This is a genomic window from Pseudoalteromonas sp. Scap25 (genome assembly GCF_013394125.1).
GTDB lineage: Bacteria > Pseudomonadota > Gammaproteobacteria > Enterobacterales > Alteromonadaceae > Pseudoalteromonas.
Genome location: NZ_CP041327.1, coordinates 1,117,000 through 1,142,750, shown reverse-complemented (window position 1 = coordinate 1,142,750; position 25,751 = coordinate 1,117,000). Strand labels below are relative to the sequence as shown.

Here is a 25,751-nt window from a genome sequence, read left to right as displayed (position 1 = left end):
TGTTACTTCTCCTCTGGGTGCAGCCCATCTTGATGACCTACTGCATACATAATATGGTCGTTAAACCCACTGGTTACACGTATATAACCGCTTAATTCATCATCTAATTTGCTATCGCCGGTATCACAAATCAGCGGTCGGCCATTTAAAGCCTGTAATTTTGTTTTAGTAGCCACCACAATAATATTATCGCGGCCTATCGCTTTAATTAACGCAGGACTGAGTTGTTGATTGCCTCGACCAAAAATATGCCCTTGACCGCCAATTAGAGTGATCACTAATTTTGTTTTACGTTCTTTGGTAAGTTCAAGAAGTTGCTGGGCTGTTAGGTCTTGCCCTACTAAAGCTTGATCTTCAACGAGATCAACACCGAGTAAGGTGTTTTCAAGCCCCATCTCTTCCATCACTGCGCCAACGGTAGAGCCACTACCCATGACATAGAGGATATCGGCATCCATTTCACTAACGACATAAGCAGCTATATCTGCTAACACCAGCTCGTCAGTTTCTTTACCGCCATTTTTAACCGCTTGTACATAGCGCACTTCACTTGGCACTTGCATTTCACCATAACGTTTTGCTTTTACTGTTCCTTGGCGAAAAGCCACTTCATCAATGTCCATCACATCAGCATCGCTTAATGTTACCAGCTCACCTTTTACCAGCATTTCAACTACACGGCCTGCGGCTTTTGGCGTTATGGCATACACGCCGGAATGAATTTTACACCCAGCAGGAATGCCCAATACGGGTACAGAGTCTTCTACAGCATGGCAAATATTGCGCGCCGTTCCGTCGCCACCAGCAAATAAGATTAAATCAACACCTTGTAGCTGTAATAAACGAGCTGCAGCCTCAGTATCGTCACTGGTTGTGGGTGAGTTACTTTGATAAACCACTTGCGTATTAAAGCCCAACGCTTTTGCTGTTTGCTCCCCCATTTCATCATTAACAGTATAAATAGTAATGTTTGATTGATGAGGTACCAGCACTTCAAGTGCAGCTTTAGTGCGGCTATTTGACTTAGGCTCTGCACCTAATGCGATGGCTTTAGCAGCGGTGTCTTCACCGTCACTGCCCTTAAGCGCAACACTACCACCGAGCCCTGCGACCGGATTTACAATCAATCCTAACTTAAACTGCATCTTTTAACTCCTCGGGAGAATGCCATGAAAACTGCGCAGCATGTAATGGCCACGTGGTGTTATAAAATTTACACAGTGCTTTTAATAGTAAGGTTGTTCTTGGGTTAAACCCGTTTTGCAACAACTCTAATAACTTTGCATGAACACGTGATTGAAACGCAAATCGACAAGTTTGCTCACCATTTAAATTATCTACCGATACGTTAAAATCAAACCCAGCAGCCACACTCAATGCCCACTCTATTGCTTGAGGTTTTACCTCTACTGATTCAAACTCCGCTTGCTGTGTAGCATCGCGCCCATCAGGGCAATACCAATAACCATAATCTTCACTTAAACGGCGTTGCGAGCCTGCCACTAACCAATGAGCTATTTCATGTAGTGCACTGGCATAAAAACCATGGGCAAACACAATTTGATGATATGGAGTTGTATCATTTGCGGGAATGTAAATAGGCTCATGCTCACCTTTTACCAAACGCGTGTTATAGCTTTGGTAAAAAGTGTGTTCGAAAATAGACATTAGATCAGCTACTTGGTGCATAAATACTTCGTATACTCGTTTGAACCCGATGCTTTAAAGACAGATAAAATTAGTATAAAGCACACTAAAAACGAAGCGAATTGTACGTACTTTTATCTACAAAGTAAAAAATTAGCGATGCATTAATTAAGGCTTCCTTACCATACTTTATTTACTGAACGCTTAATTACGCTTACCATACACCAACCAAAAACCTGAATTGACTCACTCTTATGGTTAAACAACACAGCTCTTTGTCGTGGCTATTTATCTCTTTTACTTTTTTAACACTGTTGGCTACTTCTGCCAGCAGTTATGCAAAAAGCATAAGTATTAACGTATTTGCTATTCCCTCTAAGCCTATTGTTGAGCTAGTCGCTAACACCAGCAATGAATTGGCCTCGCACCAAATTACTACGTTTTACCAACAAGGGTTACCCGTACACGCCACCTTGTATTTAACGGATTACCCACTTGAAGCACAAAACGAAATTAAGCAAATGGTTGAGCGCATTGTAAAAGAGCATCAGTCGTTTGAGATAAAAGCCAATGGATTTAGTGTATCACCAAGTAATTGGGCATTTATAAACTTAGAAAAATCATATCAGTTACAACGCTTAGCCGATGAGGTTACCCTCAAGCTTGAGCCGCTTCGCGATCATCAAGCACCAGTGCCTAGCTGGGTAAAGCATTACCCTAATAAACTTGTGGCTTTTGAACGTTATGGCAGCCCTAATGTATTTCAGAATTTTCAGCCGCATTTAACACTACTCGCGAATGAACAAAGCCCAGCATTAGCGTTAGTAAAAAAAGCACTGCACGCTGAGCCACCGCAGGCACAAGGGGAAATAATTGGGATTGGAATTGGAGTATCTGATCAGTTTGGTCAACAAAAAGAAATACTCGCTAAGTACTTTTTTGATGCCAAATAAATAGTTAATAACAGGGCTAATTACACATTTTAAACTAATAATGTTTATGGGTTTGTGGTTAGCTTATCTGTTAAATGTTTTTTAAGTATGCGGGTGTTACGCGTATTTGCTTTAAACATGGCATCAAAAATATCACCAAAAAATGGAATGAGCCCGCCAACAAAATCAATCAACATATTTATAATAATACGGCTTTTTACTCGCTTGCTAACACCTAAGCGCTGCGCTTCAATTAGTACATAGCCAGACAAAATAAGCCCTGCTAAATCACCCATCACAGGTAAAAGCCCAATCAACGACTCTACACCAAATTTAAATTTAGTAAACGGAATACCAATGCTGCTATCGGTAAAGCGGCTAAACTCTTCGAGCCGTTTTATGGTGGCTTTATATTCAGTTTGTGAGATGGAAGCTTGATTGTTTTTTTGCATAATAACAGCTCTCTTATTTTTAGGTGCGCTGAGCACATTTAAATTATTGAGCGGCAATAAAGATGTATAGCCTGTATATACTAAACGCGCTATTGCCCGTTTAGTATAGTTTTAAACGTAAGGCGCTTAAATAGCGCCTTTAATTGGCCCATGTTCGTGGTGTACATGTGGGTTTTGACCGCGTTGACGAAGTAAATGATCCATTAAAGTAATGGCCATCATAGCCTCAGCAATCGGAATAGCACGAATTCCTACACAAGGATCGTGACGACCTTTGGTGATCATCTCAACCGCTTCATTTTCGGTGTTAATACTATTACCGGGAATAGTAATGCTCGATGTCGGTTTAAGCGCAATTGATGCGATTATATCTTGCCCCGTTGAAATACCTGCAAGCACGCCGCCGGCATGATTTGAGGTAAACCCATCAGGGGTTAACTCATCACGATGTTCTGAGCCTTTTTGCTCGACTACATCAAAGCCATCACCAATTTCAACGCCTTTAACAGCATTAATACTCATTAATGAATGTGCAAGTTCGGCATCTAGCCTATCAAATACTGGCTCACCTAATCCAACTGGTACATTTTTAGCCACTACTTTTACTTTAGCACCCACTGAGTCGCCTTGTTTTTTTAGCTCGCGCATATATTCATCAAGTGCTTCAAGCTTACTTGTATCTGGGAAGAAAAATAAGTTATTTTCCACTTCATCCCAATCGTAGTTTTCGGCTTTTATTGGCCCTAATTGGCTCAAGCATGCTTTAACTTCAATACCATGAAACTGTTTTAAATACTTTTTAGCAATGGCGCCTGCGGCAACTCGAATAGCGGTTTCACGCGCAGATGAGCGGCCACCACCACGGTAATCGCGCAGGCCGTACTTATGCCAGTAGGTATAGTCACCGTGACCTGGACGAAACACGTCTTTAATTTTGCCATAATCTTGTGAACGTTGATCGGTATTTTCAATTAATAAACCAATGCTGGTACCGGTGGTTTTACCTTCAAAAACACCCGCTAAAATTTTAATTTGGTCGCTCTCACGGCGCTGCGTGGTATAGCGGCTTTGCCCTGGTTTTCGTCTATCTAAATCGTGTTGTATGTCGGCCTCTGTTATCTCAAGGCCTGCTGGCGTGCCATCCACAACGCCGCCTAATGCAACGCCGTGGCTTTCGCCAAAGGTGGACACTTTAAATAACTGCCCTATGCTATTACCTGCCATTAACTTTCCTCATTCCTAATGACTTATAGCCGAGAATTATCTCGGCTATAGTGTTACCCAGCCATTTGGGATGAATGGCTAGTATTAATAATTACTGTGCAAAGTAGGCATCTAGTTGTTGCTTGCTAATAACAAACACCCCTAATCCGCCTTGTTCAAACTCAATCCATTCAAATGGTGCGCCTGGATACAGTGCATCCATATGTACCATAGAGTTACCTACTTCGACAAATAACAAACCGTTATCTGTTAGATGCTCACTAGCTTGATCTAAAATAGTACGTGTTACATCAAGGCCATCGTGACCCGATGCTAACCCAAGCTCTGGCTCGTGATGGAATTCACGTGGTAAATCAGCCATATCTTCAGCATCAACGTACGGTGGGTTTGCTACGATTAAGTCGTATTTTTGCCCAGGCACACCACTGAATACGTCAGACTGGATCGGTAATACGCGCTCACTTAGTTGGTAATCGGTGATATTGATATCAGCCACTTCAAGCGCTTCATAGGATATATCAACCGCATCAACTTGCGCATTTTCGAATGCTTGTGCCAATGCAATCGCAATACAACCCGATCCCGTACATAAATCTAAAATACGCCCTACTGACTCTGGCTGCTCTAGCCAAGGTGTAAAACGATTATTAATAAGCTCAGCAAAAGGCGAGCGAGGAATTAATACACGTTCATCCACATAAAATGGCATATTGGCAAACCATGCAATGTTGGTCAGGTATGGAACTGGGGTAAAATCGTTAATGCGCTCGGCAATTAAGCCTGCTAAACGGTTTTTTTCAGTGCTAGTTAAACGGGCATGCATCAGCTCTTTGGGTGCATCAATTGGCAAGCTAAGTGCTGGTAATAACAAACTTACCGCTTCATCCCATGCGTTATCGGTGCCATGACCAAAGAAAATACCGCTACTTGCAAATTGACTTGTCGTCCAACGAAGCCAATCATGTAAGGTTGAAAGTTCTGCAACAGCTTCATCCAGGGTTGCTTCTTCTATTAGTAATTCACTCATCAGTATTATCTGCCTGCTACTTTCAAAAAATAAACTCAATCGAGGCACAACTATGGGCCCCATGATTGCCCTATTGTATACCCAAGCCACCTCTAGGTGCGAGTGACAGTTAGAATTAAAGGTAATTTAAACAAGGCATTGATTGCAAGTGTAATAGTCACTCTGTTGTTCAAATCAATAACGCAGTATAAATCGCTTTTAAATTAACCTTATTGGCGCTGCACTATGCACCTCAAAGCTGCTTGGGTATCACACCTTTTTACTCGATTTTTACCACTTTTTTGTTTAGACTGCCGCTATGAAAAAAGATCCCCACTCAAACAGCCTAATTAGTCCTGATGACATTGACTTGTTTCGTCAAAGTATCAGCGGTGCGCGCGTGTTCAAACAAGACACTCACCGTTTTAGTAATAAACCTAAAGTGTCACAAGCGAAGCAATTTGCCCAGCAAAAAAAGCAACAACAATCAGAATTTTTCTTTTCTGATGAATATGTGCCAGATATAGACACTAACGGTACTGTTAATTATGTGCAACAGGGTCAGGATCGTTTTTTAGCGAAACAACTTCGTCGAGGGGATTTTATACCTGATTTAACTCTAGACCTGCATGGCTTAAATAAAGAAGTAGCCAAAGATGAACTCGCAGGGCTTATTCATGAGTGTAAAAAAAAGCATTATTACTGCGCCTGTGTTGTACACGGAATTGGCGGCCATATCCTCAGGCATAAAGTGCCGCAATACTTAGTGCAACACCCCGATGTTATTGCTATGCATCAAGCACCGCTCGAATATGGCGGTAAAGGTGCGGTACTGATATTAATTAATTTACCGCAAAGTGATGAGTTTAGACGCTAATCAACAAGAGCCTTTTAGTGCATATATTTTCGATTATATTCCCGCTGATATTTATTGTGCTATGTGGCTACATTGCTAGCCGCAGTGGCTTTTTAGAGCGTATCCATATAGCTGGATTAAGTAAGTTTACTTTTTATATTAGTGTGCCGAGCTTTTTATTTTTAAATATGGCCAAAGCAGACTTACAAACCAGTGTCAGCTTAAATGGCTTTTTAAGTTTTTACATTCCGGTTATTTTAATTTACCTTTTTGCCCTAATTATTGACCGCTACATTCTCTCTAAAAAACTTCAATACGAACGCCATAGCGTGTTTGCTCTTGGCAGTAGCTATTCCAATACTGTATTGGTGGGGTTACCTATTATTATTGCCGCATTAGGCGAGCAAATGATGGGCATTATTTTTATGATCATTACCTTTCATAGCGCATTATTGTTCACCCTTACTTTTTTAATTAGTGCAAACAGCGCTAGTCATGTGTTTTCTTGGTCAGCATTTTCCAAAAATATGCTACTCAATCCAGTGGTGTTAAGTATTAGCACTGGTTTATTGGTTAATTTGGCAGGGATTACTTTATTTGCTGACTTAACTAAGGGCTTAGCGCTTTTAGCCGAACCAGCTATTGCTTGTGCGTTATTTGTATTGGGCGCTAACTTAGCTTTTTATAAAATTAGCGATAACTGGCAAGCAGCGGCCATTGCCAGTCTATTAAAATTAGTCATATTACCTGCCTTGGTATTATTGCTAGGCACACACGTATTTACACTTAATGAGTCACTGCTAAAAGTACTGGTGCTATTAAGTGCATCACCATTAGGCGTTAATGCCTATTTAATTGCATGCCAAATAAAACAACACCAAGATACCCTTGCCAGTGCAGTGGTTTTATCTACAGTATTAAGTGTGTTGAGTTTTAGTGTGTGGTTAACCATTTTACTTTAGATAAATGCCTAACCACGTTTTATCGTCAGGCTTTAAGCTGGGGAGGTTCGTAGTTTATACGGTTACATTAGCTGGCGCATTTATGGTGATGTAATCACTTTTATGGCTCGCTTCATCATAACTAATTTGGGCAACTGCACCGGTGTTAAAAATTGGCATGTTACCCGCGCATAGTTGGTCAACCAAATAGCTCACCATAGGCATATGGGCAACAACCAGCCAGGTATCGCATTCTGGGTGGAGGGCAATTAACGTTTCTAAATAATCTGCTGCAACCTGAGGGTTCCCTTCAGGAATAATATCGTGACAGGTTTCTTCAAATAAAAAACGATTACTTTTTTTAACAGCCTCAGCGGTTTGCTGCGCTCTAACATAAGGACTAACTAACAAGCCACTGGGAGCGTGCATTTTTTGCAACCATAGCCCCATTTTTTCAGCTTGTTGCTGACCCATAGAAGTCAAACTTCTACTGACATCATCAGCCTGCATAGGTATTGCTTCACCATGACGCATTATCAAGATTGTTTTCATAAAAAATCAACCAATTAAAGAATATAAAACAGTAGCCAATTTGCTCGAATTTCCGCTATATTAATAACTCAAACCTATTTATTTTCTTAAAATAGTTCTTTCATGATGTTCAGGTAAATAGCGTCGCATTCCTGAAGTTATCATCTGTTGTTAACAATTATACGTTTAGTTTCAGGAGCATCATTTGAAAATCAGCACCAATGATAACAGAGCTTACCGCACACTAACACTGGACAATGGTCTAAAAGTGCTTTTAGTGCGCGATCAGGACTCAGCAAAAGCGGCAGCCTCTATGGCCGTTAACACTGGTCACTTTGACGATCCTCTTGATAGGCAGGGCTTAGCGCATTTTTTAGAGCATATGTTGTTTTTAGGCACTGATCTGTATCCTGAATCCGGTAGTTTTAATAATTTTGTCTCTCAATCTGGTGGTAACACCAATGCTTGGACTGGCACGGAGCATACCTGCTACTTTTTTGATATTAATAACAATCATATTGAATCGGCATTAGCGCAATTTAGCCGTTTTTTTATAGCGCCCAGCTTGGATCCCGCAGAAACCGAAAAAGAACGAAATGCCATTGAGGCTGAGTTTAAATTAAAGATTAAAGACGATGGCCGACGTATATATCAAGTGCATAAAGAAACTGTTAACCCTGCACATCCATTTGCTAAGTTCTCTGTAGGCAACCTACAAACATTAGCCGATAGACAACGCTGTATTAGTGATGAATTACGTGACTTTTTTAATCAGCATTACCAAGCTCAATGGATGACTCTAGTGATTTGTGCCAATGAATCATTAGATACACTAGAAGCATGGGCAACTCAGCATTTTTGCCAAATTAAAGGCAAACAAGGTAAATTAAAACCACCTATAGAAGCGCCGCTTTATCGCAGCCAAGACTTAGGTAAGTTGCTTCATATAGAGCCACATAAACACGTACAAAAGCTGATTATTAGCTTTGCCATGCCAAACATAGACGATTTTTACCGTCATAAAACAGTTAGTTTTATTGCCCATTTACTAGGGTACGAAGGGCAAGGCTCGTTGTATTCTGTGCTTAAAGAACAAGGTTGGATCAATGCTCTTTCTGCCGGAGGTGGCATCAACGGTAGTAACTTTAAAGATTTTAATATTAGCATGGCGCTGACCGATGAAGGCATTGAATACTACGAAGACATTATTGAAATGGTATTTGAATACATTTGCCTAATAAATAACAACATCAACAAACTGCCTCGCTTGTATCAAGATAAACAAAAACTGCTACAGATCGCATTTGATAACCAAGAAAAATCTCGACTGATTGACTGGGTCAGTAACTTAAGTATTAACATGCAACATTACGATGAAGTTAATTACTTACAGGGCGACTATTTAATGGAAGGCTTTAAAGCCACCACTCATGAAATGGCAATGCAATGGTTAACCCCTCACAATATGCGTTTAGTGCTGATTCATCCGGGTGTAGAGCCTGAACACACAGCTGCTTGGTATAACACACCGTATAAAATTGAAAAATTGTCACTGCATTGGCTCGAAGCGTTGGCACAAATTAGTCAGCCACAGGGTGAAATGTTATTACCTAACGCAAATCCTTATTTAGCTAAAGATGTTGTTTTATATCCAATAGAGTCGCAGCAAGCTCATCCAACGTTGCTGGTAAAAGAAGCTGGCTTTGACTTTTGGTTTAAACAAGATGCCACCTTCAGAGTGGCCAAAGGGCATTTTTATTTAGCCATGGACTCTGACTTTGCAGTTAAAGATGTAAAGCATATGGCATTGACTCGATTGTTTTCTGATTTGTTTATGGATAGTGTTGGCGAACAGTTTTATCCAGCTGAGCTCGCGGGCTTAAGTTATCACTTAACCTCTCACCAAGGTGGCTTAACCTTGCATACTGCGGGGCTATCTTCAAGCCAACTTGAGCTGGTTGATCAACTAATTGATGCACTATTTAACGTAAAAATTTGTGCTAAACGCTTTGCTGAATATAAAAAGCAACTGGTAAGGCATTGGCGCAATAGTAACCAAAATAAACCTGTTAGTGAGCTCTTTAGTATATTAGGCGCTAAGATAATGCCGTGGAACCCACAGCCTGACGAGTTAGCAAATGCACTTAAAGATACCTGTTTTCATCAGTTTAATGAGTTTAGACAGGCGTTTTTTAATGCACTTCATGTTGAGTCTTTTTTACATGGCAATTGGCAGCAAAGTGAAGCCCTTGAGTTTCAGAAAAAGGTGGCACTACACCTTAAAAAGTCAGCAGTTATAGAAGATTTAAAGCGCCCACTCTTTGAAATTACTAAAGTGACTCGTTACGAATTAGAACTCGCTTGTAGCGATAATGCCATGGTGATTTACTACCAAGCATTAAGCGATGATGTTGATGAAAAAGTAAAAATGATGGCGCTTAATCACTTAATTAATCAAGATTATTTCAATGAACTACGCACCACACAACAATTGGGTTATTTGGTCGGTGCCGGTTATGCGCCCTTTAATACTCGTGCCGGAATTGCTTTTTATATTCAGTCACCTAAATTTGAACCAAGCATGTTACTACACAGGCATAATGTGTTCATCAGTCAGTATTTATCAACCATTGATGAACTAACAGAGCAAGCCTGGCTGCAACAAAAATATGGGCTAACAACGCATATTGCCGAAAAAGACAAAAACTTGCGTTTACGTTCACAACGTTTATGGCTTGCTATTGGCAATGGCGATCACCAGTTTAATATGCAGCAACGCCTGCTGGATTCTTTAAACGCATTAACGCTTGAGGATGTAAAAGCCTATGCAGCTGAAATTTTTAATGCAGATCGCCCAAGATATGAGCTTTTAAGCGCTAAATCTGTGAATCAACCGAAGAATCTACCACTTTATTCTCATTCTCTTTGACTCTTGCGCGCGCTTGATTTAGATTGTCTTTTGTAAATAAGAAGTAAGACAATGAAAAAAATAAAAATAATAAAATACATTCTATTGTTGGCCACTTTGGCCACAGCCCATTCTGCTAGTGCATTTGAGTCATCGTTTAGCTTGAACTTAAATGCGCTTGTCGTTAGCGTGTGCGCAATAATGACGTTATTGTTAATTTATTTGTTTACGGTTATTCACTCTCTAAAACGCTCACATTCTCAATTACAGCAATCTGAAAAGCGTTTAAAAAGCACCGTAGAAGGCAGTGGTGACACACTATGGGACTGGAATATAAAAACCGGCAAGGTTATTCGTATTAACGACAAGTACGTACTGAATAACAACAATCTAGTAGAATTCCCACCGAATAAAAGCCTAATACACCCTCGCGATTTAACCCATGTAGATTATCTACTAAAAAAACATTTTGCTGAAGAGAGTACTTTTTTCGAAGCCACTTATCGTATTAAAGATAGCTTTGGTAAATGGCATTGGGTACTCGACCGTGGAAAAATAATCGAAAAAGACGCGAACCTTAGTCCATTGCGAATGACTGGCACGGTAAGAGATATTTCTCAGCTCAAATCAACCGAAGAGCGACTAAACCTATTTGCAAAATGCGTTGAGTCGTTTACCGATGCACTGGCTATTTATGATAAAGATTTTAAGCTTGTTGACATTAATCCCAGCTTTTTAACTTTGTTCGGTGGTGTACGTGAGCAATACCTTAAAAAAGAATTTCATTTAGCCGGTTACGACAGAGGCTATATAGAGTCCATAAAAGACACCGTTCGAAAGCATGAACATATTCAAGAAGAAGTAAAGCTGCGTAATAGCGACCATGCTCTACTACCATTTGAAATCTCGATAGATGAAATTAAAAACGCGCAAAATCAAATTACCAATTACGTGGTGGTGTATTCTGATTTAACCGAGCGTAAAAAAACGGAGTCTGAGCTCAATAATTTATCCAATCGAGATCGCACCACCAGCTTACCAAACCGTAATTTATTTTTTTCTGACTTAAAAAAATTAGCAAAGGAGCATTCACACCATGCCTTGCTAGTATTTGACTTAGATAACTTTAAAAAGATAAATGACTCATTGGGTCATCAGTTAGGTGACAGCTTACTGGCAAAGCTTGCTATGCGCTTAAATAAGCTTACCCGTGAAAATGATGTGTTTTATCGCCTAGGCGGCGACGAATTTGCGCTGGTTATGTCAAACACCAACGATATTCTCACCATCACCCGCATGGCGAAACAGTTTTTAGCAGCAATAGCCACACCATTTAAAATGGCAGGACATGAACTTGCTATCACATCCAGTGTTGGCATAGTGTTATTCCCCGAAGATGGTAACACCCCTGAAATACTATTAAAGAACGCCGATACCGCTATGTATCATGCGAAAAAGAAAGGTAACAGCTACCTGTTCTTTAATGACAACATGAATCGCCAAGCAGTAAAGCGACTACAAATAGAAAACCTAATGCGCTTTGGCTTAAAAGAAGATCACTTTGAGGTGTATTATCAGCCTAAAATGAATATTCGTACTGGTAAGCTTGCTGGAATGGAAGCGTTAGTGCGTTTTATTACGCCGAAAAAAGGGGTTATTAGCCCGGGGGTATTTATTCCAATCGCCGAAGAAACAGGGCAAATTATTGAAATTGGTGAAGTGGTTTTAAACAAAGCTTGTCGTGACGTAAAACAATGGTTAGACGCTGGATTATTTAACGCTCGTGTTGCGGTAAATTTATCAGCAAAACAGTTTAGCTTACCCGATTTAACTTCGCGCATTGATGTGATTTTACAAAAAAATGAACTGCCCTCTTACTTTTTAGAGCTTGAGATCACTGAAGGCACGGTAATGGACGACCCACAAGAAGCCATTGCTATTATGCGCTCTCTAAGTGCCCGTGGCATTCATTTAGCTATGGATGATTTTGGTACTGGGTATTCGTCGCTGGCGTATTTGAAACAGTTTCCACTGAATACGCTTAAGATAGATAAAGCCTTTGTTGATGATATGAAAACCGAACGCGGCCGCAATATGGTGGACTCTATTGTCACTATTGCACATAACCTTGATTTACATGTAGTTGCTGAAGGTGTAGAACAAGCTTCACAAATAAGTATACTGGAAGAGCTTAACTGTGAAACACTACAAGGCTATTACTATTCTAAACCACTCTCAAAAGATGAATTCACTGCATTTTTAAAACAACAGCAAAGCCAATCAAAACTCAGCTTAGTTAGAGCGACTAGCTAAGCACGCCATAGACACGTTTTTGCACCAATATTACGTATTAATGCACGTCGATAATGTAGATTAAATAAACACCAGGCTGCAGGCCCTAATAATCCACCCAAAAATAACCAACGCTTAACAGGCATACCCTTTTTAATGGTTTCAATATACATAAGTGCGATAAACACACCACTGAGTAAAATAAATAATACCATGCTCATCTGACTGCTGAAAAATTAAGGCGCATATAATAGCGTTAAACTGGCGAAAATTAAAGCAACGTATTCTTTAGTGGCGGTGCTTATAAATCAGACACAAAAAAGCCGAGCAACTTAAAAGCTCGGCTCTCAATTATCAATTCATTACAGCTTACTTGTCAGCACGACCCATAAACTTATGCTCAGCAGTATTTATGCGGATACGATCACCGGTTGAAATATGCTCTGGCACTTGAATTGTTAAGCCAGTTGATAAGCGTGCAGGCTTTGAGCGAGCGCTAGCTGAAGCCCCTTTAATTGAAGGATCAGTTTCTTCAACAACAAGCTCAACACTTGAAGGAAGATCAAGACCTACAGCAGTACCGTCAATTACAATAACGTGCACACCTTGGGTCTCTTCATTAACAAATTGAATTTCTTCCGCTATGGCGTCTTTATTTAAATTGTAAGGCGTGTAATCTTCATTATCCATGAAGACATACTCATCGCCATCAATGTACGACAGCATGGCTTCACGACGAGTTAAATCAGCAAGGTTAAGCATATCGCTGTCTTTAAATGTTTCGTCAACTTTACTACCCGTTACTACATCGTATAAACGCATACGGTATAAACTACCACCAGCACGACCTTGTGGTACTGAGCGTACAATATCTTTTACTACTAATACACGGCCATTAAAGTCAATAGCCGTCCCTTTTTTAACATCACTCGCCTTTGGCATGGGTGAATTCCTATTGTTTTTTTGATTGCGAGAAACATACCACGAACTGAAGAATCTTCAATAGAAACAAAACAACTTAGTCATACTTTTTAAAAATATGTGGTTCAGCGCCGCTAATAGCGGCGCTGATCACACTACGCATCAACTTAAAAGCGTACTTTTATTCCTGCTGATAACTCACTTACATCATTTTTTGAAACTTTATAATAAGTATACTTTAGTAATAATTCAGTCTGTTTATAAACCGAATAACCTAAAGCGGCACCTATATAAGGTTTGGTAGCGTGTTCTTTATACTCTAAGGGAGCTCCATCCGTGATGCTACTTTGTATTTTATACTGATGACGATAAGCGCCTAAAAATACCTTTGTACTTAAAGATTCAGCAAGCATATGTCGGTAACCTACTTCAGCTGCCACCCCTTTTGGTAACACCGGTACAAAGCGTGAATAATCTTGATGTAATTTATCTGCATCAGCTTTCACTGTTTGGGCAGTTAAATCGGCTCGACCTTCACCTAAATCAATATATCTTATAGCGACTTCCCAATTGGGTGACAGGTCATAATAAGCGCCAATTGACCAGCTAGTATCAGTATCATCAATAGAATCTAAATTAGCCTTGTTGTCCTTAGTTGCTAAAGAATGCTTTGCTTTAGACTCACCTAGCGTGGCCTCAAACGACCATGTATCAGCCATTGCACTGGTACTAATTAAACAACTAGTCGTTACTATTGCAAAGCTTGGAAGTATTGATCTTCTTCGACTAATAACAAGTACTGAAATCAGTAATAAACCCAAACCTCCCATACTTCCTCCTGATGACTTATTACTGATGGCCACTGATTTAACAGCGCTAACCGTCACTTTTACTTGTGCTGTAGACTTTGCACCTTTGCTATCTTTTATTGTGTAATCAATAATATCAACACCGTCAAAGCCACTTTTAGGTATGTATTGTAAAGTGCCGTTAATGTTAATTGTTACTGTGCCTTGAGCTGCAACTGCATTAACGACAAATAATTCATCACCATCAATATCTGAATCATTACGAAGTACATCTATTTCTATCGATGTGTTATCTGTGGTTGTTGCCGAATCAAAAACAGCTGTTGGTGCATTATTTATAACTAAGTTAACTTTAACTTGGCTGTTTGATGTGCCCCCTTTGCCATCACTAATACTATATTCAATAATCGCAACACCAACAAATCCAGCTGGTGGGGTATACAGTAACTGCTCATCAACAATACTTACATCACCAAAATCAGCCGTCGCGCCGCTTAAAGTAAGTGTATCGCCGTCCAGATCTGTATCATTTTTCAATACATCAATAGTCGCCGATTCTCCTGCACCAATTGTTATCTCATCCTGATTAGCCTTAGGAAGCTGGTTCGATGTACGAATAATTGCAACACCGCCTGGATCGACTATCGTTCGGTTCGCTTTGCCATCGTCATCATTAGGGCCACCATCAACAATTTGTAATTGTACACACCATGCACCTTCAGTTAGCCCTTGCGTCCACTCACTACCTCTTGGTGGAGGGCAATAACCAGGCTCACCTGCTGTAGAAAGTAATTGGTTGTCACCAGATGTATCAAAATCAATCCACTGTCCCTCTTTTAATTTTCTGTAAACAGAGTTTTGTGAGATTGGTTTTCTTTGCGGTATTACTATGCTGTAAGTATCTCCAGCATTAGGTAAACCTGTTGCGATAAAATCAAATAGTCCGCCTGTATTTACCGCGCCTTCATCTTCAGGTAATTCACTATCAAGCAACTGAACACCGCCCATTGCATTTTGTGAAACTGTAACCCCTTTTCTAACGCAAACGCCCGGCTCGCCTTCTACTAAGAACTTATCACTGTCTTTAACTTGTTCTTGCATGACATTACATTCACTGATTGCATCTAAATAATCAGGAATGCCATCACCGTCACTATCACCGTAACCTTCTTGTGCATCTGGGATAAGGTCACCATCGGAATCTTCCTGCCCTAGCGCCTCAAGTGAGGTTAATACTTCAACGTAAACATCTTTTGTTGTTGAGAGACTTGGCTCGCCAGAGTCTTGCGCTGTTACCGTTACTTTATAAATACCAGGAGTTAGTGATTGTGTTGAAAAAACAAATTCGTTTTCATTTACGCTTGTATTAAGGAGTTTATTATCCTCTGATACCCACTTTAACGTTACGTTATCGTTCGGATTTGCATCCTGAGCAACAGCTTTAATCGTGACAAGATCATTACCTATGGTAACAAGTGATCTTTGTTGAGAACCTTGTGTAATACTGGTACTAATAGTAGGTGCTACATTATTTTCAACAATAGTGATTGTGGCTGAAGACTTCGCACCTAAATTTAGTGTATCTGCCAGTGTAATTACAACGGTTTCATTGCCTTCCGTTTCGGAGTCTGCATACGTTGTAAAATTAACTTGTCCCTGCGTGCCACTGTTAATAACCAACTCTGACGACACTAAATCATGATCAGAGCTATCAGCAGTACCCGATACTTCATAGGCAATCGTCACTGGATAACTGGGTGCTTCACCATTTAAAAACACATTAAAGCTATGTGTTTTATTCTCAGCTATTTCGCTATTTTTACTAAGCGAAATAAGCGGACTCACGTTTACATTTTGCGTTGCGATTGCTTCAAGCCCGCTGCTGTCTACAGCTTTCCAGTAAACTAAATGCTTACCTGGCGCATACAACAAACTTGGGTTAACTAATGAGACTGCTAATTTATTACCTTCGCTATCCATTGCCGAAGGTACACCTAACTTGACCTTTGTAAACAACCCTTTTGCATTTACATCAATATCAGCCGGTGTTTCGATGGTTGGCAAATTTTCGGCTTGATTATTTAACGTTAATGTTGCTGTTGTTCTACTCATTTCTTTATCAGGGTCTTCAATCAAATAATTAATTTGAATGGTCCCTTTGGTGCTTGCCTGGGTCTGATAAACCAGCGTTCCCTCTTCAATTTGCACTGTTCCCACGCTAGCGTTAGCACTAACAATTACCAATTCATCGTCATCAACATCGGTATCATTAACTAACACATCAAGTGAGTAGCGATTATCAGCGTTGCTATTTAATGAATAGCTATCTGGATTAGCAATTGGCGCATCATTAATGGAAGCCACCGTAAAATTCACTTTAGCAATAGCAGATTTTTCCTTTGTATCATCTGCAAGATAATTAAAACTATCAGGGCCAAAATAGTCTGCATTAGGTGTATAAGTGAATGTATTGGCTTGCTTGGTTAATGTACCAAATTGAGGCTGCGACACAGCGCTAATTGTTAGTGTGTCTAAGTCTGCATCTGTAATATCAGGGGAAAAGCTAATATTAGAATCTTCATCAAGCTCTAAACTTAAGTTAGGTGCAATCGGAGCACTATTTGTTGATACCACTTCCAAGTTAAAAGGTGACAGGCTTGCCTGCTCGCTACCATTACTAACAGCGATAGTAATGTTTGGATAAAGCCCTACATTTGCCTTAGTGGGCGTACCCAATAAATTACCTGTTGCAGTATTGAAACTAGCCCAACTAGGCTTGTTAGCAATGCTAAACGTCAGTGCTTTATTTTGTGGGTCTGTTGCCGAAGGGGTAAAGTTATAAAGCTCATCTTGATTTACTTTTGTAGCTGCTGTGCCACTGATCTCAGGGGTAGTCGGTTTAGGCGCTTCAATTACTGTTATAGTAAATGATTTTTTAAAGGTTTCGGCACTGTCATCTGTTTGCACACAAACCGTATAAGCGCCCAGTGGTAATGCCGCTTTGGTTTCTAACGTGTTGCCATTGATTTGGAAAAAACTATTGCCCGCGCTTGTGGTACAACTACCCGTTGCAGCTGATGTAGATGAAACTAGCGAATAAGTATGACTGCTCGAATCAGCATCCGTAGTCGTTAATACTCCAACATCAGCACCTGCCCCCACAACTGATTCACTAATCGTAGAGCTTGAAAGGCTGATATCAGTAGGCGCATTATTTTCACCCACTACGATTACTGTAGAAGAGCCAAAACTACCAATTGCTCTATCTGCGCCACCATTAGATGTACCGCCACTGTCTTTTATTGATGTAAGTGTAACAACTCTATTGTCGGTGGTAGGCGAATCACTGGTATTTTTATACTGTAAGAACGGCACATAACTTTGCCATACTGCAGCTGAATCTGTTGCGGTAACCGTTACTGTTGCCGTTGAGCCACTTAACATAACCGTGTAGCTAAAGTTAACGGCTCCCGAATAAGTACCCGATGCATTGTGCTCTAAGTTGATAAGATCGGTGCCAAATTGAAGAAACTCATGGCCCGTATCTTTTACATTAGTAACTGTTAGTGATATTTGTTCAATATTTTGCCCACTCTCAACCGTGCTAACAGCAGCGGAAGAGAAGATAGCCACTGCTGAGCCATTTTCTGTAAAGGTTGGGTTAGCCCCGATTGCTGATACTGTAGGCGCATCATTAACAGAGGTAATACTGACTGACGCTTGATTAGTACCGGTGCTTTGAACCGCGCCATCATCAAATACATAGTCAAGCACAGTTGCATTTAAAGGCACATCTGAGTTGTTGGCATAGGTAATAGCTTGCGCAACAGAATCTACGATTGCAGAAGTGGCATTACTATTAAATGTTAGCGTTAAAGTGCCTGCCGAGTTTGTGGTAACAGTCCCTATATTATTAGCATTGTAACTAAATGTACTTCCCTCAGTTAATGTACTGAGTAGTCCCGAATGAGCAAATATATCTTCTGTACTTGCGCCATCGCGCCGGCGAATAGTCAAGCTAGCATTGTTGTAATCCCCTGCGTTGCTGTTAAGTGCATCAAGCTCAGCATCTGCAATTGTCATATCGCTATCTATTATCACTGTACTGCCATTTTCGATAAATGTAGCACCGCCATTAAGCGAACTAAATGTGGGTGCTGAGTTCGGTGAAATAAAAGTAATGATAGTATCAGGGCCACTATCAGTAACCGTAAAGGTAAGGTCGTTGCCTGGTGCGTTTGTAAGAGCAAGAGTTAGCTCAGAAATGTTAAAATCAGTGGCGTTGGTATCTACTTCTAATGTACTTGTGCCATTAAAACGTACGTTACTGGCTGAAAGCCCTGTAATACCAGCAATAGTAATACGATCGCCTGCGGCTAAATCGGTAATTGTATCGCCTGATAATTGAGATGAGCTACCTACAAAATTATCATTACCTGCGTTACCTGTTAACGTATCTGTACCAGCGCCTGGGCGTAAAGTATCGGCCCCAGAGCCACCTTTAAGTACATCATCACCACTAAAATCTGATGAGGTCATTGTTAAAATGTCAGCGCTAAATGCACTTGCATCTAGCGTCACTGCAGCTGTAATAGCACTGCCACTAGCATTAGAAAAAGACACAACGCCAGCATCAGTATTAAAATTATCGGTTAAGGTGATAGTCGTGTTACTGTTAGTGCCGATTGCCAGATTTTCAATACCCGATACCGTGGTGCTGGAAAAATTAAAAATACCACCATCCATAAGTTTTAGCGTATCAGCGCCAGCAGAGCCTGTAATGGCTGTATTAAAATCATTAATATTATTAACATCAATTGCTACTGTTGCAGCAGAGGCTAAGCTTAATGTACCAATATTAAAGAAGCCCCCTCCTGTGACATCCGCGCCATCAGATACGTTAACAATATCACTTGCTGTTGCGTCGCCTGTAAGGGTACCAGTGTATGCACTAGTGCCTATTGCAAACGTAACAACATCAGTAGCTGAAGTAGCATCCACATTGGTGTTACTGCTTGAAACTGTAATGATTCTAGTATTAGTGCTGTCATCACCCACGCTATAGCTTTCAACACCTGCTAAAGTAGTAAAATCGCCATCTCCGCTAATGGTAATAGACTCTGAGCCTGGAGCCGTGATTGTGCCTGAAAATCCTTGGTGCTGGCTGGTCGTCATGTTAACTGAAGCACCAGATGCCAAGGTTAGGTTATTTATATTATTTATGGTCCCAGCTGATATATTTGCACCATTACTTAAACTCAGTGTATCTGCAACAGTATTGTCACCGGTAATGATTCCAGTAAATGTAAGTGAACCTAAATCAAACGTAATTGCATCAGTCGCAGAGGTTGCAGTTACAGAGTGGCTAGCATTAGTGACAGTAACCGAGCGCGTATTCGTACTATCGTCATTTAAGGTATAACTTTCTATTGCCGAAACAGTACTTACATTACCATCTCCTGAAACAGAAATTGTCTCAGTGCCACTGCCTGATACTGTGCCAGAAAAACTCGCAAGCTGAGATGCGCCTAGGGTGACTGTGCCACCAGCAGCAACCGATAAATCTTCAAACCCGCTGACTGTCGCACCTGATATATTACCACCGTTGGTAACAACCAAGGTATCGGTACCAATTCCGCCCGCTAAAATACCCGTCGCACTCAGTGCATTCACATTAACCGTGTCGTCACCACCACTACCGGTTAGATTCTGTGATGCATTGCCTAACGTAAATGTATTCGCTGCACTCAACACATACGTTTCAACCGAACTATTACCAGTTAGGCCATCGGTCGCGGTGCTTATGGTAATTGAATCAGTGCCACTTGCTGTTATCGAAGGAAAGCTGTCGTGCTGCGCCTCAGTCATCGTCACTGAAGCACCACTATTTAATGCTAAAGACTCAAATGCACTTACCGTGGCATTACTAATATCAGCACCGGTGCTCATTTGCAGTACATCGGTATCGCCGCCGCCAGCAAGCGTACCTGTCACGCTCAATCCAGCAATATTAATAGTATCAGCATTGCTACTACCGGTAACATTTTGCGCGGTCCCAGCTAAAGTAATATTAAAAGCAGCATTTAAAACATACGTTTCTATGTCTGCATCTGCAATTACGCTGCTATCACCATCTGCACTTGCCAAAGTAAATGTATTTGTTCCAGCGCCATTTATCGTTGTAAACGCATCGTGTTGCAACTCGCTGAGCGTTAATGAGCCGTCATTATAAGTAGAGAGCGTTTCAAAGGAGGTTAAACTGGTAAATTGTGTGAGATCACTACCATCTATAACAATAATCTCATCTGTACCATCGCCACCCTGGGCTGTAGACCCTATAATATGGCTTGCTGAAGATACAGTTAAAACCTCATCATCACTACTAAACGTTATTGCCGGATTTAAATTTGTACCATCTAAGGTGCTAAAACCCGCTGCTGTAGAGCTAGCTGCTGTAAGATTAGCCACTGAAATTGTCGCTGTACGGCTAGTACTGTTTTCAGTGCCATCATTGATAACAACTGACACTGTCCGCGAAGTTGTGTTGGGCGACGAACTGGTATTGTTATACGTGATTGCTTTAAGGAAAGTGGTAACTTCAGCCGTTGTTGCAGTTGCACCTGTAATAGAAATTGTGTCTTGTAAACTAATATCTGATGCACCACTAATTCCACTCAGTGCATTTTGCGCACTGGCAGATACATTAAGGCCTTCTGAGGCGCCATCTTGATCATTTGTTAATGCAACGGTTATTGTTGTTATTGAGTCGCCATCACTATCACCGGCTTCAGCATCGGGTGCAATCACGGTAGCAGGGCTGCCTTCAGTAAACGCCGAAAAACTCCCTGTACCTGGAATCCCACCATTTAAATCAACAACTGGGGCGAAATTTGCTGGCGCAGCAGTAAATTGAATATTATCAACGCCCACACGAGACGAATTAGAAGGGTAATCATAACTCATTGTTACAGAATTAACCGATGTCCAGTCACCTGGTGTTAAGGTGGCAATAGAGCCAACAATAGCCGGATCATCCGCATCAATACTGACCGCCGTACCACTATCTGGTGTAAAAATATAAATACCATCTGGTAGATCAAAAATTTCACCCATTTGAAACTGGCTTATATTTATCGGTGAGCTAAAGGTAATGGTCCAAGTATCACTATTGTTAGAGGTGCCAGGATCTAAAAAGCCTGTAGTAAGGGTTATATTATTACTGTTTGACTGAGTTGCTGTTAATGTAATACCGTCTACCGTGGTCGTTAGCGTTGGTGTTCCAGAGCCAGATACTGAACTAAAATCATATGTCCCTGCAACAGCATGTGTGCTATAAATTGCGGACATAAACAAGGCTAGTTTTGTCATTTTATTATAGTTAACACACATGCTCTGTGGGTTAACATACTTGGGAAGTGCGAAATCAAAATGCATTGTTTAAATCCTTTATATATGCTCACTCATAGTAACTCGCTTTACTCTAACTTTCGCTAAAACTGGCGCTTACTTTTAACGAAAGTTCAAACTGTTGAACGTATATCATCGTCACTAAGCTCGATGATATACGTTTTCAAAACAACCAATTATAGTTTAAATAGCAGCTACAAGCACTATTAATTACACCTTAGCTAACAACATAACCAGAGTATGGCTAGCTCCTTGATGGGTAAATCCCCTGCAGAGCTACTAACCAGTTAAGTGGTAACAAGGGGTTAATTATTCCAATCGGTTCGGAACCCCCCGTTGCCCCTACAGTCACGGTTCCACCCTCACTGCCACCACCAGTTACTGTAAGACCCGGTATGTCTACTAAGTCAACCCCACCTAATCCAGGTGCCACATAGTTATCACTAGTACTACCTGCTGCTAAGTAAGTGCTTGTACTTGGCGTTGTAGATGTGCCTCCATTAGTAGCAACTTCAAGTTTTGCTGCAATAGGGCTACCACCACCCCAGGGCGTAAAAATAGCGGTATGAGAATGCGCTGGCATCTGGCTTGTAGCCAAACTTATGCGCTCAGTCCCCATCATTATGCCTTGTCGATAATCATGCCCTCCTCGCATCTGCCCTTGACCAACTGGGCTACGACCTCGTAAATCTGGCAAAGCAAAGGTGGTACGAGCATCGCCACCATACATCGCCCCAAACAATGAAAACAAAGCCGTATTCTCGCTAATTGCCTGCATCTGCCCCCAACACATACCCCAATTCTCAATGGTAAAAGTACCGCCGAACGCAGTAAGTGTGCCAATAAATGGTTCAGTCGCCATATTTAATTCCTCATAATTTATTTTATACTCTTGTTGCAAAACAACACAAACAGAGTGTGTGATATTTTCATTTTTGGGTAATAACCCGGTTGTGAGCTAATCGCTATGTGTATTTACATTGAACGTAAACTTAATCATCGGTGTTTATTCATTGTTTACTTGTTGAACTGTAACACCATCAGGTAAAAACACGGGAGGTATAAAAAACTCAGGTAATGAGATACGTCGGGCTTCTCCTGATAACACCTTATCAAGGCATACTGTACCAATATCATTAACACTCAATTCAAGCTGTGCAGCATCATCACTGCTTGCAAAACGCCAGTACAACTCCGTTGTTTTATAACGCAATAGCGCCATCTGTTCATATTTATCAAACTCACTTGGTGTTTCACAATGCTTGTCATGGAGGTTTTCTAGTTTTTGCACACCCAAAAATTGCACCAACAAAGCACCTATTCCGGGCACATCAATAATCACGCTTTCACCACTGGCTACAACAACCTCTCCTTTGCCTTCAAGCGGTGCTATTCTTTCTCCGCTTTGAGGATAAGCACCACCATTAAAAGGATACGCAATAAGCTCATACCCATAACGGTTGGTTAAACCTATTTTTATATTCATATCTGTCTCGCTTTTGAGATTAATGTCGCGCATAGTCAGAATGCAGGAGTGATAAATACAACAGCCAAACTACTATCGTTTCCATCTTAACTAAGCCTGTTAAAATATTTACTGCTTATCTTTTTACTTACCCAGTACCATGCCTGGGTCTATTGCAAACAGTAGTGCAAAACGGTAGCCATCAAGGTAGCCTTGCTGTGCGCCAATAATGTCTAACTTAAGCGCACTATCATGGGTTTTAATGACCAAACCTGTTTGTTTATCCAACTCAATAACAGTGCCTGGTTGAATGCCATGTAGCACGCACTCAACCTCAGTGGCTTGCAATAATTGAAATGCACTTTGCCCAACATAAAACACAGCACACCCCATATCAGCATTGCCTGCCCTTGCAATATTGACAACATCAGTACTGCTATGTTGATGCCAATTAATGACCAACTCCGAGTGCTGCAAAGTAGGAGCGAGCTTATTGCTGTTAGGTCTTTGCTTTTGCCAACGAAGCTCGCCAGTTTGGTCTAGTTGAATAAATTGAGAGACTAAATAAGGTAAATATTGTGCTACTTTTTGATGAAGACATTTGATGGTATCAAAGGGATGAATGTCTATTTCAACATCACATCCTATATCGCCACCATCTAACTCCTCTGTTACCTTGTGAATCGTGAGCCTAGTAAGTGGTTCGCCGTTACGGATTTGCCAATAAAGCGGCTGAGGCCCTTTGTAATCAGGCAAAGAGCTTGGGTGAACATTTGCCAGTGCGCCATTAAAATATTGAATTAAAGGCGTTTTGATTTGGTGTCTAAATAAGTAAATTAAGCCGCGATTAACTCTTAACTCATCTAGCTTAGCAAGGAATGGTTGGTCGTCTAATTTATTGTAATGCAGTATGGTTATTTGCTGCTGTTGCAGCCACTGTTGCAATTGCTGTAAGTCAGGATTTATCGCCGCATCTGGCAAAATAACACACGCTAATTGATCGCTTTTAATTAAATAATTAATTGCCGGTAAGCTCAAACAACTGCCTGTAAAAAAAGCATATTTATACATAAAATGTCCCTTCCTTATACCCTTACAGGCACAAACCCCGGTAAACCACTCAGCTGATAATAAAACTGCACCGTATCTCCACTATTGGCGACAAAATGAGTATGCTCAACGTCTTTGGGTTTGGTATCAATATAAAAGGTCATATCTGGCTTTGGATGTGTGATCCCTGAGTCATATTGCTCAATACCTTCTTGCGCGAATGTCTCTATATCAGCATATATAGCCAAAATTCGTTGGCTCATATCTTCCACATTAGTCGGCAACGTAATTTGGTTTGCTGGGATCACTTTTATGTTGTTTTGCAGTTCTAGTTCTTGCATGTTCAACAAGGTTGTTTTGTTGAGCTTAAGTATTTCTCCTAACTCAACTCTATCTTGCAGTGCCTGAGAGTCTCGGTTAAGTGAATGGCTATACTCAGCCCCTTTCCACTGCTGATTAAACTCTGTTTCGCCTATCACCAACATTCCTTTGATAGATACATTTTGCGGTATCACCCAACCATCGATATTCAAAAATTTAACTAAATGCTTAGCTATACTGAGTTGTCCTTCTTTTGTAAAACCATGCTGCATGGCTTCAACTATTAGCAAATCAAAATCGCTATCGGGTTCAAATTGTGTTGCATCTACCTCTAATGTTTGGTCAACATAACCTTGCAGGCCTAAATCTTTAACTAACTGATGTAGCGACAGCAAAGCACCTGGCTGTATGTCAACTAAAGTTACTTTGATTTGTTCCTCGGTATAAATTTTTTTCTCTTTGTAATAACTAAGCAGAGGGATTAGTAGTGGTGCAAAAGGCCCACAAGCAGGATATAAAATGGTGATTGATGGCAGATGCTCAAGCTTACCTTTTATTGCTTTATCAACCCCTCGTGCGTAACCTTGAATACGATACACATCTTTTATGGTATGTTTGCAGTTATGGGGAGACATTATTAAACCGGATATTGAGACATATTGCCGAGTTAACTGTTTTTGGCTAAGCTGAGCCAATGCCATTGATTGCACAGCATGATCATACATAGACTCAAAAGCGTTCACTAATAGAATATGCTCGATTTGCGTTTTGCTCAATACCAAAGTCATCGCATCTACAAAGCTTTTCTGCAAAGCTTGCTGGCGTTGATCCGTCGTTAATTTGGATTTTAGAAGAGATTCAAGCTGAGTTCGTATTGTATGCCTTAATAACTCATCAACTTGGGGATCTACGTATTGCAAACCTTCTATAGGTTTTGAACTTTGTTCTTCCATTGTGAACTGTTCCTTTGATGTCCAATTATTGTAATA

Annotated in this window: 18 protein-coding genes; 5 read left to right on the top strand and 13 right to left on the bottom strand. The window is 40.7% G+C overall.

The annotated features are described in order from the left end of the window. Positions 1–2: 2 nt before the first annotated feature. Positions 3–1,145, bottom strand: coding sequence for an ATP-NAD kinase family protein (locus tag FLM54_RS05230; RefSeq protein ID WP_178955582.1), 1,143 nt, complete (start codon positions 1,143–1,145; stop codon positions 3–5). Then, the gene (locus FLM54_RS05225; protein WP_178955580.1) at positions 1,135–1,689 is read right to left on the bottom strand and encodes an elongation factor P hydroxylase; all 555 of its coding nucleotides are present in this window, start codon (positions 1,687–1,689) and stop codon (positions 1,135–1,137) included. Before FLM54_RS05225 ends, FLM54_RS05230 begins: the two co-directional genes overlap by 11 nt. A 212-nt stretch (positions 1,690–1,901) precedes the next feature. On the opposite strand from FLM54_RS05225, the gene FLM54_RS05220 reads away from it, so the two are divergent. After that, on the top strand, positions 1,902–2,600 hold the full coding sequence (locus tag FLM54_RS05220; protein ID WP_178955578.1) for a 2'-5' RNA ligase family protein: 699 nt from the start codon (positions 1,902–1,904) through the stop codon (positions 2,598–2,600). Positions 2,601–2,644: 44 nt separating this feature from the next. On the opposite strand, the gene FLM54_RS05215 is transcribed toward FLM54_RS05220, so the two are convergent. The 3 genes from FLM54_RS05215 to prmB all read right to left on the bottom strand — a co-directional run bounded on the left by FLM54_RS05215 (position 2,645) and on the right by prmB (position 5,282). Then, entirely contained in the window at positions 2,645–3,031 is a 387-nt protein-coding gene (locus FLM54_RS05215; RefSeq protein WP_178955576.1) for a DUF4112 domain-containing protein, read from the bottom strand. 126 nt (positions 3,032–3,157) lie between these two features. Continuing rightward, a complete protein-coding gene (gene aroC / locus FLM54_RS05210; protein ID WP_138570430.1) occupies positions 3,158–4,255 on the bottom strand; it encodes a chorismate synthase in 1,098 nt (365 codons plus the stop codon). A 91-nt stretch (positions 4,256–4,346) separates the two neighbouring features. After that, complete coding sequence (prmB, locus tag FLM54_RS05205; protein ID WP_076918988.1) at positions 4,347–5,282, bottom strand: 50S ribosomal protein L3 N(5)-glutamine methyltransferase; 936 nt, start codon at positions 5,280–5,282, stop codon at positions 4,347–4,349. 298 nt (positions 5,283–5,580) lie between these two features. Between prmB and smrB the strand changes: the two genes are divergently transcribed. Beyond that, positions 5,581–6,138 carry an endonuclease SmrB gene (gene smrB / locus FLM54_RS05200; RefSeq protein ID WP_138606237.1) on the top strand — a complete coding sequence of 186 codons (558 nt, stop codon included), beginning with the start codon at positions 5,581–5,583 and terminating at the stop codon, positions 6,136–6,138. A gap of 17 nt (positions 6,139–6,155) precedes the next feature. Beyond that, entirely contained in the window at positions 6,156–7,079 is a 924-nt protein-coding gene (locus FLM54_RS05195; RefSeq protein ID WP_138606239.1) for an AEC family transporter, read from the top strand. A gap of 54 nt (positions 7,080–7,133) precedes the next feature. On the opposite strand, the gene sixA is transcribed toward FLM54_RS05195, so the two are convergent. Continuing rightward, entirely contained in the window at positions 7,134–7,610 is a 477-nt protein-coding gene (gene sixA, locus FLM54_RS05190) for a phosphohistidine phosphatase SixA (RefSeq protein WP_171039596.1), read from the bottom strand. Between the two features lie 184 nt (positions 7,611–7,794). Between sixA and FLM54_RS05185 the strand changes: the two genes are divergently transcribed. Continuing rightward, positions 7,795–10,518, top strand: a complete 2,724-nt coding sequence (locus FLM54_RS05185; RefSeq protein ID WP_178955574.1) for an insulinase family protein — start codon at positions 7,795–7,797, stop codon at positions 10,516–10,518. A gap of 51 nt (positions 10,519–10,569) precedes the next feature. Then, positions 10,570–12,810, top strand: a complete 2,241-nt coding sequence (locus tag FLM54_RS05180; protein WP_178955572.1) for a bifunctional diguanylate cyclase/phosphodiesterase — start codon at positions 10,570–10,572, stop codon at positions 12,808–12,810. Here the strand turns inward: FLM54_RS05180 and FLM54_RS05175 are convergent. The 7 genes from FLM54_RS05175 to FLM54_RS05145 form a co-directional block, all read right to left on the bottom strand. After that, the gene (locus FLM54_RS05175; protein ID WP_138606245.1) at positions 12,807–13,010 is read right to left on the bottom strand and encodes a hypothetical protein; all 204 of its coding nucleotides are present in this window, start codon (positions 13,008–13,010) and stop codon (positions 12,807–12,809) included. The two genes, FLM54_RS05180 and FLM54_RS05175, sit on opposite strands and share 4 nt — an antisense overlap. 148 nt (positions 13,011–13,158) lie before the next feature. Further along, positions 13,159–13,731 carry an elongation factor P-like protein YeiP gene (yeiP, locus tag FLM54_RS05170; protein WP_010391355.1) on the bottom strand — a complete coding sequence of 191 codons (573 nt, stop codon included), beginning with the start codon at positions 13,729–13,731 and terminating at the stop codon, positions 13,159–13,161. 146 nt (positions 13,732–13,877) lie between these two features. Next, the gene (locus FLM54_RS05165) at positions 13,878–21,953 is read right to left on the bottom strand and encodes an Ig-like domain-containing protein (RefSeq protein ID WP_178955570.1); all 8,076 of its coding nucleotides are present in this window, start codon (positions 21,951–21,953) and stop codon (positions 13,878–13,880) included. Between the two features lie 217 nt (positions 21,954–22,170). Next, complete coding sequence (locus tag FLM54_RS05160) at positions 22,171–22,788, bottom strand: phage tail protein (protein WP_178955568.1); 618 nt, start codon at positions 22,786–22,788, stop codon at positions 22,171–22,173. A 144-nt stretch (positions 22,789–22,932) separates the two neighbouring features. Next, positions 22,933–23,412, bottom strand: a complete 480-nt coding sequence (locus FLM54_RS05155; RefSeq protein WP_138606251.1) for a hypothetical protein — start codon at positions 23,410–23,412, stop codon at positions 22,933–22,935. A gap of 123 nt (positions 23,413–23,535) precedes the next feature. Continuing rightward, positions 23,536–24,462 carry a formyltransferase family protein gene (locus tag FLM54_RS05150; RefSeq protein WP_178955566.1) on the bottom strand — a complete coding sequence of 309 codons (927 nt, stop codon included), beginning with the start codon at positions 24,460–24,462 and terminating at the stop codon, positions 23,536–23,538. A gap of 14 nt (positions 24,463–24,476) precedes the next feature. Then, a complete protein-coding gene (locus FLM54_RS05145) occupies positions 24,477–25,715 on the bottom strand; it encodes a hypothetical protein (protein ID WP_178955564.1) in 1,239 nt (412 codons plus the stop codon). Positions 25,716–25,751 lie beyond the last annotated feature (36 nt).